Origin of the sequence: Microcystis sp. BLCC-F209 (assembly GCF_041928595.1) — a bacterium.
Classification (GTDB): domain Bacteria; phylum Cyanobacteriota; class Cyanobacteriia; order Cyanobacteriales; family Microcystaceae; genus Microcystis.
Genome location: NZ_JBHFLL010000005.1, coordinates 1 through 15,198 on the forward strand (window position 1 = coordinate 1; position 15,198 = coordinate 15,198).

General features: G+C 44.8%; 11 protein-coding genes. 1 reads left to right on the forward strand and 10 read right to left on the reverse strand.

Going from position 1 to position 15,198, the window contains the following annotated elements:
- Positions 1-290: 290 nt before the first annotated feature.
- The 10 genes from ACE1AQ_RS00120 to ACE1AQ_RS00165 form a co-directional block, all read right to left on the reverse strand.
- Positions 291-878 (reverse strand): ribonuclease HII, encoded by a 588-nt coding sequence (locus ACE1AQ_RS00120; protein ID WP_008203152.1) that lies wholly within the window; start codon positions 876-878, stop codon positions 291-293.
- Complete coding sequence (locus ACE1AQ_RS00125; RefSeq protein ID WP_008203154.1) at positions 875-3,046, reverse strand: Rne/Rng family ribonuclease; 2,172 nt, start codon at positions 3,044-3,046, stop codon at positions 875-877. The genes ACE1AQ_RS00120 and ACE1AQ_RS00125 overlap by 4 nt, the downstream gene beginning before the upstream one ends.
- A 689-nt stretch (positions 3,047-3,735) precedes the next feature.
- Complete coding sequence (locus ACE1AQ_RS00130) at positions 3,736-3,879, reverse strand: hypothetical protein (RefSeq protein WP_172456659.1); 144 nt, start codon at positions 3,877-3,879, stop codon at positions 3,736-3,738.
- Between the two features lie 59 nt (positions 3,880-3,938).
- Positions 3,939-4,694: a DUF2232 domain-containing protein gene (locus tag ACE1AQ_RS00135; protein WP_002783431.1), complete on the reverse strand. Its 756-nt coding sequence runs from the start codon at positions 4,692-4,694 to the stop codon at positions 3,939-3,941.
- Between the two features lie 589 nt (positions 4,695-5,283).
- Entirely contained in the window at positions 5,284-6,864 is a 1,581-nt protein-coding gene (locus ACE1AQ_RS00140; protein ID WP_110545677.1) for an SUMF1/EgtB/PvdO family nonheme iron enzyme, read from the reverse strand.
- A 425-nt stretch (positions 6,865-7,289) separates the two neighbouring features.
- Entirely contained in the window at positions 7,290-8,585 is a 1,296-nt protein-coding gene (locus ACE1AQ_RS00145) for a CO2 hydration protein (RefSeq protein WP_110545679.1), read from the reverse strand.
- Positions 8,586-8,642: 57 nt separating this feature from the next.
- Positions 8,643-10,193 carry an NADH-quinone oxidoreductase subunit M gene (locus ACE1AQ_RS00150; RefSeq protein WP_110545680.1) on the reverse strand — a complete coding sequence of 517 codons (1,551 nt, stop codon included), beginning with the start codon at positions 10,191-10,193 and terminating at the stop codon, positions 8,643-8,645.
- A 78-nt stretch (positions 10,194-10,271) separates the two neighbouring features.
- The gene (locus tag ACE1AQ_RS00155) at positions 10,272-10,997 is read right to left on the reverse strand and encodes a carbonic anhydrase (RefSeq protein ID WP_110545681.1); all 726 of its coding nucleotides are present in this window, start codon (positions 10,995-10,997) and stop codon (positions 10,272-10,274) included.
- A gap of 80 nt (positions 10,998-11,077) precedes the next feature.
- Positions 11,078-12,931, reverse strand: a complete 1,854-nt coding sequence (locus tag ACE1AQ_RS00160) for an NAD(P)H-quinone oxidoreductase subunit F (RefSeq protein WP_110545682.1) — start codon at positions 12,929-12,931, stop codon at positions 11,078-11,080.
- A gap of 46 nt (positions 12,932-12,977) precedes the next feature.
- Positions 12,978-13,922 (reverse strand): LysR family transcriptional regulator, encoded by a 945-nt coding sequence (locus ACE1AQ_RS00165; RefSeq protein ID WP_106909278.1) that lies wholly within the window; start codon positions 13,920-13,922, stop codon positions 12,978-12,980.
- Between the two features lie 316 nt (positions 13,923-14,238).
- Here ACE1AQ_RS00165 and ACE1AQ_RS00170 point away from each other — a divergent pair, with 316 nt between their 5' ends.
- On the forward strand, positions 14,239-14,928 hold the full coding sequence (locus tag ACE1AQ_RS00170; protein ID WP_374807624.1) for a Uma2 family endonuclease: 690 nt from the start codon (positions 14,239-14,241) through the stop codon (positions 14,926-14,928).
- Positions 14,929-15,198 lie beyond the last annotated feature (270 nt).

The following is a 15,198-nucleotide window of genomic DNA, read 5'->3' on the forward strand; positions in this document are numbered from 1 at the left end:
GCTTAATTGCTTAAGTCTGACTCTTTCTCCACGTCCGTTTTGAGTGTCCGGATGCCCTCCGGCCACTTTGAACAAGTCGAAAAAATCTAATGTTCAACCTTATTTCCTAGAAAGTTTTACTCGTTCAAGGCCGAATTTGAAGTCTTTTCTGAACAAAACCCCCTACTATCTGTTGTCAAGGTTCAGTTTTTAGCTTGGTTATCGCTTTTTCCATTGTAGCTTAAAGCCGTCCTAAAAGGACGGGGTTTTAACCCAAATTTTCGATAACCCTTGGGCAAATTGTTCGGCAGTCATGGACCCAACCTCGGTTGACAGGGACTAAAAGAGAGCCGGTGCTGAGAAGTAACTCCATGGTTGCCAATCGCTTCTAGGTGTTGAGCAGTGCCATAACCCTTGTGACGAGAGAGTCCATAATCGGGATAGCGTCTGTGCCAACGAGTAATTAAGTCATCGCGCCAGACTTTGGCCACGATACTGGCCGCCGCAATTACCGGCGATTGTTGATCTCCCTGAATTACCGCCTTTTGGGGGATTGACAAATCTTTAATAATGTGCTTGCCATCGATCAAGCAGAGATTGGGGGAAAGGGGTAATTTCCCGATAGCTCTGCTCATTGCCAGTAGGGAGGCCTGAAGAATATTCAAGCGATCGATCTCTTCCACCGTAGCATAACCGATGCGACAAAGAAAATCCCGTTGTATTTGCTGGCTCAATTTTTGCCGTTTTTGGGGGCTAAGTTGCTTACTATCCTTCACCCCCAACTCCCACAGCCGTGCAAAACCAGAGGGGACAGTGACCACTACCGCCGCCACCACGGGGCCAAATAAGGCCCCGCGCCCCACTTCATCGACACCAGCAATTAAGGGTTCTGCGCTCATGACTCATCGGCAGTGGCGGAGGAACGACGACGACGACGACGCAGCACCGTGGTTTCAGCCTCTATTTGTCGCTCCTCCGTCCCCTCGGCACTCACTGGGGTCTCTAAAGGAATGACTTCGCCCAGAAAAACTGGAGTTTCGGACGCAATCGGTTCGGGAGTAAAAGTCACTGGCGGACTCGCTTCTTGGCTGATTTCCTGACTAACTTCGCTAGTGGTGGGACGACGACGACGGCGCACCAAGGGACGATTTTCGCTCATTTCGCTCACTTCCTCGCCGGTTTCCATCCCTTCGACCGGTGCGACCTCGGCTTCTAGGGTAGGAGTCAAGGATATTTCAGGAGTGGCAGACGTTTCTGGGTTTTCCGCTTCTCTTTCCCCCGGCAGTTTCACGGAAACAAGCACCGATTTCGGGTCTTTAAACTCCTTATCCACGAGAATCAGGGGAGAAATACCCATTAAAGAATAAACTTCCTGTTCTACGGGGGTCATTTCCACGGAAACCCGCTCTCGTTCGCTGACGGGGATATTTTTGCCGGCGCTGGCATCTTCTCCCCGTTTCGAGAGACGGGCCGGGCGTTCTCGTTTTTCCTCAAAGCGTTGTGGTTCTGATTCTGGCTCGATTTCGTTGTTAATACCGTTAGTAGAGGCTTTTTCGCCCCGTTCCTCTTTTAGTAACAGTTCCGAGGGCCGACGACGACGACGGCGGCGAGAATTATTAACCTGTTCTTGATAGTTGGGATGGAAGGAAATATCCATCCCTTGGGCGTTTTCTTCGGCCTCAAATTCGGAGAAAACTTCTAGATAGGGTTCGGCAGCGGCAACGCTAGGAGCGCTCTTATCGGGCAGAACTTTTGTATTAGTCGGGGCGACGACAAAGGTTTCTTTTTCCGCGCGGCTAAGGGTGGGGGTTTCTAGGGCGATGGCGTTGCCTTCTCCTGGTAGATGGGCTAAATGACCTAGTCCGCCGCAATGGCTGCAGGTTTTGCCGAATAATTCATAAATGTTTTTCCCCTGACGCTTACGAGTTAATTCCACTAACCCCAATTCCGATAATTGGGCAATCTGGGGCCGGGCCTTATCGCTTTTCAAGGCCTTATTAAACAATTCCAGCAGTTTCAACTGGTCGCGACGGGAATCCATATCGATGAAGTCCACCACCACCACACCGCCGATATTTCTCAAGCGCAGTTGTCGGGCGATTTCCGTGGCGGCCTCGCTATTAGTCCAGAGTACGGTTTCCCGGGCCGTGGCCGAACGGGTAAAGGAACCGGAGTTAACATCAATTACCGTTAAAGCTTCCGTCGGTTCGATGATAATGTAGCCGCCGGAGGGTAAATCAACCCGGGGTTTCAGGGCCTCGCGAATGGCGGCGTTAACCCGGAAATAGTCGAGAATTGGCTGGGTTTCCCGATGGGAGTCGATATAAACCCCTTCGAGAGCTTTGCCGCCGCCCCAGTTCGTCAATTGCTGTTTAACTCGTTTTACCGCCACCGGGTTATCCACAACAATGCGATTGACATCGGCACTGTACATATCCCGCAAAACCCTTTGAATAAAGTCATCATCGCGGTTCAGCAAGGCCGGGGCCCGGCTGCTGACGGCCATCTGTTGGATGCTCTCCCACTGTTTTTGCAGAAATTCCAAATCCTCGATAATCGCTTCTTCCGCTTTGCCTTCGGCCTCGGTGCGTACCAGCAAACCCATCCCCGCCGGTTTGACCAAAATCCCTAAAGCTCGTAAACGGGAGCGCTCGTCTTCACTGCGGATGCGACGGGAAAGATTCACCCCGCGACCATTGGGCATCAATACCAAATAACGACCGGGGAGAGTGACATTTCCCGTTAGCCGCGGTCCTTTGTTGCCGGTGGGTTCTTTCATTACCTGTACCAGCACTTTTTGCTGCGGGGCCAGTAATTCGGTGATAGCACCGGCGGTTTTTTTCAGTCTTAAGGGGCCCAGGTCGGTGACATGGATAAAGCCATTGCGTTCCGCATCGCCAATATTGACGAAGGCTGCATCTATCCCGGGGATGACGTTTTCTACTAATCCTAGATAGATGTCGGCCACCTGCTGATTACCTGTGGCTACAACTAATTCCTGAATTTGATCTTCCCAAAAAACAGCCGCTATATGGTGTTGTTCGGCTATGATTATTTGTTTTGGCATTCAATTTCCTCAATCTTTCGGTTTCAAAAGCGACTGACCATGGGCTATTTGTCTATGCTTTGAGGCTACTTCTGGAAATCTGGTCTTGTTAAGAAAGTTCTAAGAAGATGAGTCCGCATCGTTAAAGCCTCATCTTGATATTCATCTGCCCCCCAGACGTGGGAACTGAGTCTTGGTTTCAGTTGTTAAGTCTGTTTGGCAAGTGCCGGCTTGACCCACAATTAGGTAAGCACAGCCAGGAGACGAGATTTTCAATTAATCCCTGAGTCTTGCTCGATAACAGCATTTTTTATCCGTTTCCGCCGGTTCTGTCTATCAGAATCTAGGAAAAAAGGAGTTTTTGAGTTACTCCCCTCGGCAACGGGTTTCTGTGGACGGGAAAAATAGCGCACTTTTCAATTTTCCAAAAACCACGATTCTTTTAAGAAATGCTTTAATCGAGTCTTATAGACGACTATAACTCACTGGGTCACTCTCTGACAAGACGATGATCCCCTGACCAAGATAAATTTTTCGGGGCAAGAAAGGAGTCAGGAGCAATGATAGGCAATAAAATAGACCTAAAAAGCTATCTAGCCGACTTTTCAGGCTAAAATTACCTTTTTATCCCCTTTTGGCTTTCTTTAAGAATTAATTAACCCGCCAGTACCCCTAGTATTATCGACGAGATGACCAGATTGACGGTTTCCTTAATCCCTTAATTCCTGTTCCGGCAAGGCGATAACGTTCAAAATTTCCTGTAAATCGGCTTCTGACTCGATTTCTAGCAATTCTTGCCGGTAGGGACGATAACGGTATAGTCGATAACCTTTCCCCTCTAACCATCGGGCCACGGCTAAATTACTGCCTTGATTAGCGGCAATATTTTCGTAGAGAATAAAGCGCTAAATAATCACTCATAATCTAGTATGGACTGCACCCATTTGGGCGGACGAGAAATCGGATTACCGAGGCGATCGAGAACTAATAACGCCACTAAATGCACGGCAAATAAGTATAATAAACTATTGACAAATATGCCCACAACTGCTACCGATTGCACTTGCAGCAGCGTCGGTTTAGCGAGAATCCCTAACCAGGTGAAAATCCAATCGATAAAATTAGTCGCTTGGGTAATCACATATAACCAGAGATTTTCGCCTAAAAGAATTGAAAACAGCCAAAAACGAAAGAATAAACCAAAAGCCCCCAACAGTCCCCCGGTCAAGATAGAAAATTCCCAGCGCGCACCCCGGCGCCAGCATAGCCCCAATTGTAACCCCATCAGGCCGTGGGGAATCAAAAAGACAATACTGCGAGTCGGTCCCATTAACACCGACAAAAGTAAACTGGAAACTAATGCTGTCATCCAAGCACAACGAGCGCCCCAACGTAAATAGGCTAAAGCGATAGGAATCGGGAAGAAAACCCTTAATAACGGTCCGAGGGGAAAATAATAGTCAATTAACCAGATTAAACTGGTAGCACTGGCCAAAAAAGCCGTCTCCACCGTGATCAGGGTAGCGATAGACTTGAGAGGAGATGGTTGGATAGGTTTGGTTGTGGGTTTATCTAGAGGTTTCCCCTCTTCCCCCAAATCTACCCAATTGGTTTCATCTATTGTCTCTTCTGAGGATTGAGCGGGAGAATTAGCGTTAGAATCATTCATTCTATCAGTTATCCGGTGGTCGGGACGGGGTGGCCAGCTATTCTTAGCTTAGACTGGCGACTCCCAGTCAGACAAGAGGCAAAAGGGGGAATAAATAATCAGTCTTTAATAAGGGACTTGCATGGGAATAATATCCCAATCGATCGGAGGGCGCAAGCTTTGCGCCCCTACAGTAACGGATTTTGTCCACAATGTAGGGGCGAACTGCGTTCGCCCAAAAGGTACAGGGTTTGCGGCAAAAAGTACGGGCGAATGAGTAGGTAGGGTGCGTTAGGAGCGCCACAATATTATTTAATTTACATTAATTACATAGGCGACGTAACGCACCAATATTATCCTAAATCCCTTGAGTAGGTAGGGTGCGTTAGGAGCGCCACAATATTATTTAATTTACACTAATTACATAGGCGACGTAACGCACCAATATTATCCTAAATCCGTTGAGTAACCCACAGAAAACCGGTTTCTCCGAGAAACCCCTTTTCTACTCAAGCTACCTCAATTTTCTCAAAAAAAAATCGACCCGCCGCTAGGCGGGAAAAAGAGAAAAAGGGTAAAAAGGGTAAAAAGGGTAAAAAGGGAAAAAGGGTTACAGAGTCCTCCCGAATACGCAGACTACCCGAAAACCGATATAGTCGTTGCGGTAGTCGCGGCGGCTGTCGTTGCCGCGAATCGCGGAACGGAAGTCATCAGGATCGTTGCCCCAGGAACCGCCCCGCAATATTTGATAATCATCATCATTTGTTAACCAAGCACTGCCATCCTTTGGCGCATTCTCATAGCTATCATGCCAATTGTCTTCGCACCACTCCCAAACATTGCCAATCATGTCATACAGTCCCCAAGCATTGGGCTTTTTCTGACCCACAGGATGAGTTGTCCCCTGAGAATTTCCGTCATACCAAGCGTAATCTCCTAACTGATTAGCATCATCACCGAAATAATAGCGAGTAGTGGTCCCCGCACGACAGGCATATTCCCATTCCGCTTCCGTCGGTAGGCGATAGGTTTTTCCTGTTATTTGACTCAATTTCTGACAAAAAGCTTGAGCGTCGTCCCAGCTAACACTTTCTACTGGATTTTGCAGATTATTTTTAAACCAAGAGTTATTTTTAAAATAAGAGGGATTGGTTCCCATTACTGCTTGATATTGTGCCTGAGTGACTGGATATTTCCCAATCGCAAAACTGTTGACTTTAACTTGGTGTGAAGGCTTTTCATAATTGAAAGCATCAGAATCACTGTCAGGAGATCCCATGAGAAATTCACCTGCTGGTAAGTTCACCATCTCTAGTGTTACTCGATTGGGTAGTTTTTCGGTAAATGGAGTAGGTGAAGCAATTAGGGGTATTGGTGAAACAGGCTTTTTGAGTGCTTGTAAGGCATTTAAAACCTGTTGTGCTGTCCATCTTTGTCTTCTATCTTTTTGCAAACACCCTTCAATAATCGGTTTAAACTCTTTCGGTAAACTAGGGATTTGTAGCTCACAATTTATCACCTTTACCATTAATTGATTATTGTCATTATTGAACTTATAGGGAAATTGATTAGTCGTCATTTGGATTAACATAATACCTAATGACCACAGATCCCAAGCCGAGGAAATATCACCCCTAAAGGCTTCAGGAGGCATATAAATAATTGTACCAGTATTGTGGACTGTTTGAGTGTGGCTTTTGTTATTTAAGGTTCTAATTAAGCCAAAATCTGCTAACTTGTATTGTTGATTAACCTTGAGGATATTACCCGGTTTTAAATCTCGATGGACTTTATTTTGTCGATGAAGATAATTTAAGCCCTGGGCGACTTGAGCAGTAATATTTGTAATCTCATCCGCTGACAAACTGCCTTTGGCAATGTGATTTTCTAGGCTACCCTGTGCCAATTCCATCACTAAATAAAGCATCTCTGTATTGAGAAAAGTAAATTCCCCCACCGCATAACTCTTAATTAAATTAGGATGTTCTAACTTTCTGGAATTTGTTAATTCAATTAATTTATCATCGCTACTTTCGGGGATAACTTTAATGGCAACTTCTTTGACCGATGTATTTCTGACCATTTCACTAGCATGAAATACACCCCCAAAACCACCCGCACCGAGAAACTTATTAAGACGATAGGGGCCTATTTGTTGCCCTTCTAACATCTTCATCATTTGGTCTAGCATAATAATAACTCCTGAATTAGCCAATTTTTACGTTCTGTAACTATCCTATTAAGTGGGTGGTTTTAACGAAGGCAAGAAGCAAAAGCTTTATCGAAATGTGTAATTAATTTTGCTTAGGTACTTAATACTAAATCTGACTATTAAATACTGATTAAGTAGGTGGGTGGAATTAAATATAAAATGAACGTAGGTTGGGTTGAAGCATGAAACCCAACGCCCGCATGGGTTACGCTACCGCTAACCCATCCTACAAATAATTGTGCCTACCTACTTATTTATTCCCTCGAGTAGAAAACGAGTTTCTCGGAAAAACCCGTTTTCTGTGGGTTACTCAACGGATTTAGTATTAGTATGACTTGGGGTTCGGTTATCTCATAATCAAAAAAGGTGGGCGATAAACCCACCAGAAAAATAACCCAAAAACCTTAACGATAATTAGGACTTTGTATATCTCTAAGACGCGCTTCGGGACGTTTAAATCTGTCCATTTGTGCCTCAAAGAATTGACGATTTTTAAGTAAATGTTTGGGATTAGGATCGTCGAGGGGATAAAGTAAAGCAGTGCGTAGAGCTTGAATAACTGCTGAAGTAACATTATACATCGAGCGCTGGAAACTAATACCCAATTGAATCAAAATATCGTCTTCCCCCCGGCAGTTTTGCTGATAGTAATCAATCAGATATTGGGGTAAAAAATGATACATATCATCCATTAACAAAGTGGGAGGAATTCCCGCAGTACCCACGGGGAAAACATCCGCATAAAGAATGCCATAGTGAAAGTCTTTTTGTTCGTCAGGAACCTGTTTTGCTTGGGCATTATAGGACTTTGTACCCCGGAAGGGAGCAGTACGATAAAAGACCGCTTCCACATAGGGTAAAGCCGCTTCATAAAGCCAAGTAAAAGCCTTTGATTTGGGGATAATTTCGTAGCATTGACCATCAATATAAACGTGATGATAAATCGGCCGGCCAGCGATGGCAAAAATACCATTAACGAGGAAATTCATGGCATCGGGAACACCTTTAAAGCCGCCTTCATCGTAGATATCGGACATCTCGAAAAATACCGGGGCCATCACTTCCCAGAATAGTCCTAAATTAGAGTAGTAGGACATCATCCGCACCTGTTCCAAGAACATATCGGGGAACAGGTCATAAAGTTTCATCATGACGGGATTTTTCTTGAAATAGGCCTTAATAGCACGGTCGGCATTTTGGCGATATTCTTCTGAATCAAGATAGGCATCAAATAAACCCCAACCCATATCGCGGCCATGCCATAACATGGCTTGCATACAAGCTTCAGCAAATTCCATATTAATGCGATCATGCCAAAGATGATGGATTAATCTGGGCATTTTTCTGGTTTTACCTTTATCCATGAATTCTAACAATTCAGGGTGAGCGGAACCCGTACCGCGCCAGATGCGTAAATCGGCATTATCGCCAGCGTAATGATTTTGTAGGTCTAGGTATTCTTGGGGCAGAAAATATTTAAAAAAGGGCAAAGGATCGAGGAAAACTCGTTCGGCAATATAGAGCAGATCTCGCCAATAAAAATCCATCGGCACGGCATAAGCTTTATAAATGCCGATAATTTGCATCAGATTTTCGGAAGTATCCGGCAACATGGATCCACCCGCTTCTAAACGATGGATAATGTCGGCGAATTCGTGATTAGAAGGGGGAATTTTGGCTTTGATTAATGTCCCAGTCATAGTTTTAGGTAAAGTAATTAGCAGCGGTTACAATAATTCGGAAACAGCAAGGGATAACTAACTATTACTCAAAAATTTACCCCGATTCAACCAGTTGGTTTTTGAGGACTTTTGCGGAGATTTTTTGAAGACAAAACTAGGTTTTGCTTCTCCCGATAAGCTGGCAACCATCGAGTTAGTGGTGGGTTCAATCCAACGGACTAAATAATTGGGTTGAATACCTAAAAAGACGATTAATACCATTAGGACAAAAGCGGGTATAGTTTCCGATTTCAGGACTTTGGGATAGTAGGCAAGTTTATTATCCAATTTACCAAAACAGGTGCGATTAAGCAGGATAACAAAGTAAACCGCCGTTAAACCGGAAGCGATGATACAGAGAACCGTCTGCACGGGAAAACGGGAGAAACTACCCTGAAAAACGATAAATTCCGCCACAAATCCCACTAATCCGGGGATCCCAGCGCTGGCCATACCGGCGAGAATTAATAGGGCGCTAACCAGGGGTAAACCGCGAATTGGGTTCATTAAACCGTTTAAAACGTCTAAATCTCTAGTTCCGGCTTTGCGTTCGACGATGCCCACCAGATAGAATAAGAGGGCGAGAATAAGACCGTGGCTAATCATTTGCGCGACGGCACCAAGGACGCTTAAACCCGTGCCGGCGGCGGCTGCTACCAGTATATAGCCCATGTGACCGATCGAACTGTAGGCCACCATGCGTTTAATGTCTTTTTGGGCAATAGCGCTCAAGGCCCCGTAAATAACGCTAATAACGCCGATAATTGCCAGTCCGGGGGCGATTAAAGACCAAGTTTCCGGGAATAATTGCAGACCAAAGCGAACTAAGCCATAAGTACCGAGTTTAGCGAGGATACCACCTAATAAAATTGCTGTAGCGGGGGAAGCTTCCGTATAGGCATCCGGTAGCCAAGTATGGAGAGGTACGAGGGGGATTTTGATGCCAAATCCCACTAACAGCAGAGTTAAGAGCAGTAATTGGGTTTTTTGGGAGAAATCGGCGGTGGAGAGGGAGGAATAGTCAAAAGTACCACCGTTGAGGAAACCTATCCCTAAAAATGCCGCTAGGACTAATAACCCAGAGACAGCAGTGTAGAGAAGAAATTTAATCGAAGCATAGCCACGTTTTTCGCCTCCCCAGATAGCAATCATCAGATAAAAGGGGATTAATTCTAGTTCATAGAAAACGATGAACAGCAGCAGGTTTTTAGCCATTAATGCCCCAGAAACCCCGGCGTTAATCAGGAGGATTAGGATGTAATAAAGTCGGGGACGCTCTACTTTTTCTTCGGTACTATAGATAGCTATTCCTGTCAAGAAACAGCTTAAAATAATTAACGGTAAGGACAAACCATCGACTCCGAGGTTATAACTTAAACCGATTGGTTTTGCCCATTCGCGGTATTCAGAAAATTGAAAGCCATTACTGGTTAAGTTATATTGGGTCAGCAGATATAAAGACCACAAGAAGACGGCGGCAACAAAAAAGAGGGTAATTTGACGTAATTTTGCTGGGGCAAATTTATCGGGGAAAAGACCGACGATAATTGCTCCAATTATTGGCAACCAAAGCAGGGTACTGAGCATATTGGTATCGATCGAATTTATAATGACTGGGATGAGAAAAGGATTAGCCAAACGACACGATGACTAATCTAGAATTGACTAAATTAAACTCACTTTGCCGGTATCGAGATCGTAGTAGGCTCCAACAATTTTTAATTGTTTCTTATCTACTAAATCACCCATGACTGGGGACTTGCCTAATTTCTCTACTTGATAGATAACATTGGATTTAATTGCTCGCTCAAGTTTGTTAGAACCGGGTTGTTTTTCAGCCCGATCAACTCCCACCTGTAGGCCATCGATCAAACGACCGATTTGACCGGGGAAACGACCCCCTTCAATGGTGGCTTTTACCGCTCCACAACGAGAATGACCAAGGACAACAATTACCTTGGCTCCTAATACCAACGTGCCGAATTCGAGGCTACCAATTTCTTCGGAAGTGGCTAAATTTCCCGCTACCCGACAAACAAATAGATCTCCTAATCCGCGATCAAAAACGATTTCTGCCGGTACGCGAGAATCGGCACAGCCCAAAATTGCCGCAAAAGGGGCTTGACTTTCGGCCACTTCTGTGAGCCGAGTTTGATCGCGGTTAGGACTTTTTTGTCTTCGTTCCCAGAAACGTTGATTGCCTTCCATGAGCATAGTTAAGGCCTGGTCTGGGTTCAATCCTTGATTTTGAGCGGTTAGCCATGGCTGGGAATTAACAGCAGTTTGGGCGTTAGTTTTGGACAACTGAGAACCCAAAACAGAGGCGGCTAGACTGGTTCCCAAAAAACCACCCCCATAACGGATTAATTGGCGACGAGAGGTATTGAACATAGGTAATTGTTTCCATTAATCAGGACAAATCCTATTGTCAGGGCCGGGGATGCTAAAGAAAAGCCTAAGTTATCAAATCTTTAACTGAAAACTAGAGAAATTTGTGCTAGTAGGGGCCAGCAGATGATAATACCAATCAAAGCCACCCCCAAAATAATCGACAGAAAGTAAAATTGGGTCTGTCCCGAGACGTTATATTTCAAACTCTGACCACCAAAAACCGTGGCTAATCCCACCAGATTAACGATGCCATCCACCAGAAAGGTATCGATCCAGTTAATAATTTGCGAGATTAATCCGATGACAAAAACGATGGTGACTTTATACAATTTGGCTGTATAAAGGTCGTTGGCAAAGAAATCTTGAAGGGCTTTCGGTTGAAAAACGATCGGTTTGGAGATATTTTCATTCAGATAAATATAGGCTGCCGGAATTACGCCCGCAGCAGTGGAAAGCACCAAGAGAAAAGCCACTCCCAGATTTAAGTTACTTGGTAATAAATGCCATTGCGCTAATAAAATCGGCAAATGAAGGGCGAAACCCATGGTCACAGTCATGGGGATAACTAAGGGCCAAAGAGCTTCCGGAGAGCGCAGGGTCATCGGTTTGATTTTACCGCCAAAGAAAACGCAAAATTCTCTAGTGACACTAAAGGCAGTTAAGGCATTGACCAACAATAGCACTAATAACAGTAAACCACTGATTTCTGCGAGGCGATCGCCCATGCGGGCTAAGGACCAAAAACCACCAAAGGGAGGCAGTGCGACTAAACTAGCGGCACCGACGAGATAACAAATGCCAGAAACGGGACGACGAGACCATAAACCGCCGTATTGGCTTAAATCTTGGCTGATATTATTCCAAACGATGTTACCCACCACCATGACTAACAGGGACATAGCGATCGCATAAGTAAAGAGTAACACTAAAGCGGTTTCCGTTTGTCCGGTGGCCACAGCGATAAAAATCAGTCCCATGTAGGCACTGACGGAATAGGAAAGGGAGCGCTTGACATCTATCTGGGCGATCGCAATTAACCCCGCACCGATAGCGGTGACAGAGCCAACAATGATCATCACCTGTAAGGTTAAGGGCGATAATTGTAGCACTGGCTCTAATTTGACCAATAACCAAGCGCCAGTGGAAACGACGACGGTATTCCGCAGAATTGTCGCTGGCATCGGTCCTTCCATGGCCTCATCTAGCCATAAATGCAGGGGAAATTGAGCGCATTTGCCCATTGGACCTGCAATCAGGGCTAAACAGAGTAAATTAGCCACATTGGGGTTTAAATCGGCTGTAGCCGCCCATTCTGCCAATTGGTCAAAGTTCCAGGTTCCCGCCAGGGGTAAAAGGGCCACCACTCCCATCAACAGGATTAAATCGCCAATCCGTTTGGTTAGGAAAGCATCCCGCGCCCCCGTTACCACCAGAGATTGATTGAACCAGAAACCAATCAGTAGATAAGTGCCGAGGGTGAGAACTTCTAGCACACAATAGCTGAAAAATAGCGAATTACAGATAACTAGGGCGCACATACCCCCTTCAAAGAGAGCCACGAGAGAATAAAACCTTGCCCAACCCCAATCCATTTCTAGATAGGCGATCGCATATACCTGGGCGGCGAGGTTTAAGCCGGTAATTAGCAGTAAAGCCCCGATATTAACGGCCGAAATCTGCACATCTAAAGATATGCTTAAATCTGCGGCATTTAGCCAATTAAATGCTATAGATTGCGGCGGACGACCCCAAACGGCGAGCAAAGCAAAAAGGCTATGCAAAAAAGCCCAGCAGGTCATGATCAAGTTCAGATAACCAGCCGGTCGCGGGCCGGTTTGCCGGATAATACCGGGAGACCAGGGTAGGGCGAGAAGTGCGCCGGCGAAGGCATAAAGAGGTACCAACCAGATAGTCTGGCTGAAGGACTCGAACATATAACCACCTCAAGAAGAAAAATGATCCTGAATTAAAGTTTAAGGTTTAATGGGTCACTAATAAGCTGTGATCATTTTTTAACGGGGCATGAATGGGGATGGTTTGACTAGCTTCCAGCAGGTATTTGAAAAAAGCATCGGCAATCACGGAAAGTTGTTTTCCGGCCAGGTAACAAACGTACCAATTGCGCTGAATTGGAAACTGTTCCACGTCGAGGATGGCTAATTCGCCGTTTTCTCCTTCCGAGATGAGAGTGTGCTTAGATAGTACCGATATTCCCAAACCGCCAGAAATAGCCTGTTTGATGGCCTCGTTACTGCCTAATTCCAAGCGCACCCTAACTTTAATATCGTGGAGATTAAATAATTTTTGTACCGCTTGGCGGGTTCCAGATCCCGATTCGCGCATAATAAAAGGTTGATGGTTGAGGCACTCAAGGGGCAGATTTTTCTGGCCCACCAAAGGATGATCTCGTCGCGCCACCACCACTAGGGGATTTTCGAGGAAAGACTGAGAACAAAGTTCCACTTCTTCCGGCGGTTGACTGAGAATATAGAGGTCATCCTCGTTGTTTAACATTCGCTCTTGCAGTTTCTGATGATTAGTCACTTGCAGGGCGATGTCAATACCGGGATACTGTTGACAGAATGCCCCCAATAATCGCGGTACAAAGTATTTAGCGGTAGTAATTACGCCTAAAGTCAGCTTTCCCTGTCTAGTTCCCTTAATATCGGCCACTTTCATTTGAAAGTTGTCCAATTTATCAAAAATCTCTTGACAGGTGAACAGTAATTCCTGACCCGCTTCGGTTAAAAATAAACGTTTGCCAATTTGCTCGAATAGCGGTAAACCCACAGCTTTTGTGAGTTGTTTGACTTGGGTTGAGACGGTAGGTTGAGTGATAAATAACTCCTCGGCCGCCTTGGTAAAGCTACTGTGTCGAGCGGTAGCCTCAAAAACCCTTAACTGGTGCAGGGTTGCCTGTATCAAGTTCTTATCCTCTTCTCAATAACAACTATTTGTCACCATCAATCCTAACGTCTTTATAGATTCTAGTCAATTAACTTTTTGATAAATATAGACTCTACTAGATATAACCGCAGCTTAAGACCTTTTGTAGCTGTCAGCTTTTTTCTCCCTCCTCCCCTCCTCTCCACTCCCACACTCCCGCACTCCCCCATTACCCCATCTCCCCCACTCCCCCATTACCCCATTCTCCCCACTCCCCAATTCATCATTCATAATTCATCATTCATAATTATCTTGCTACAATCAAAAAACAACCATCTATTAAAATTAAAAGACAATGGTTAGTTATCTTGATATTGACGACGATCTTCTTTTCCCCGATAGTGATGGTCAACCGATGGCAGATAATACCGAACAATATGAGTGGATTGTTAAAATTAAGGAGAATTTAGAAATTATCTTTGCCGATGACCCTAGGGTGTTTATTGCTGGAGATTTACTCTGGTATCCTCTGCGTTCTACTTTGGTTTCACCGGTTGCTCCCGATGTGATGGTAGCTTTTGGCCGTCCCAAAGGACGAAGGGGTTCCTATCGTCAATGGCAGGAGGAAAATATCGCTCCTCAAGTGGTTTTTGAAATTCTATCACCGAAGAATACAAAAGCAGAAATGAGTCGAAAATTAGAGTTTTATGACACCTATAGTGTAGAAGAATACTATTTATATAACCCGATGCGCTGTCGTTTACAAGGTTGGCAAAGACAGGGAGAAAATTTAAGAGAAATTATCCCCATCAATGACTGGATAAGTCCCCGCTTAGGTATGCGTTTTATCTGGGATAAATCTAGTTTAGAATTGTACCGTCCCGATGGAGAGAAATTTTTAACAACTGTTGAGTTAGAGTCTCAAATGCGTCAAGAAAAGAAACGCGCTGATAAAGAAAAGAAACGTGCCGATAAAGAAAAAAAACGTGCGGATCGACTAGCGGAACGCTTACAGGCGTTAGGATTAACCTTAGAAGAAGAATAATACCATGCCATTACTTTGGAAAAATGGTATTTAGATTAAGTTTTTTCATAGGTTATTAGTAAACAATAATCAGTGAACTGATAACTGATAAGTAGGTAGGCGTTAAAAATTATCAGATGCCCCCCTTATTAAGCTATCCATTAGTCAGATCTTTCTTAACAAAAAGAGAAGAAACTTAAAAAAAGGGGAAACGATTGATAGGTATAGTTTTGAAAGAAGGAATTAAGGTGGAGGTAAGCAAAAAAATGGAGAAATGGGCAGCCCAAGAAT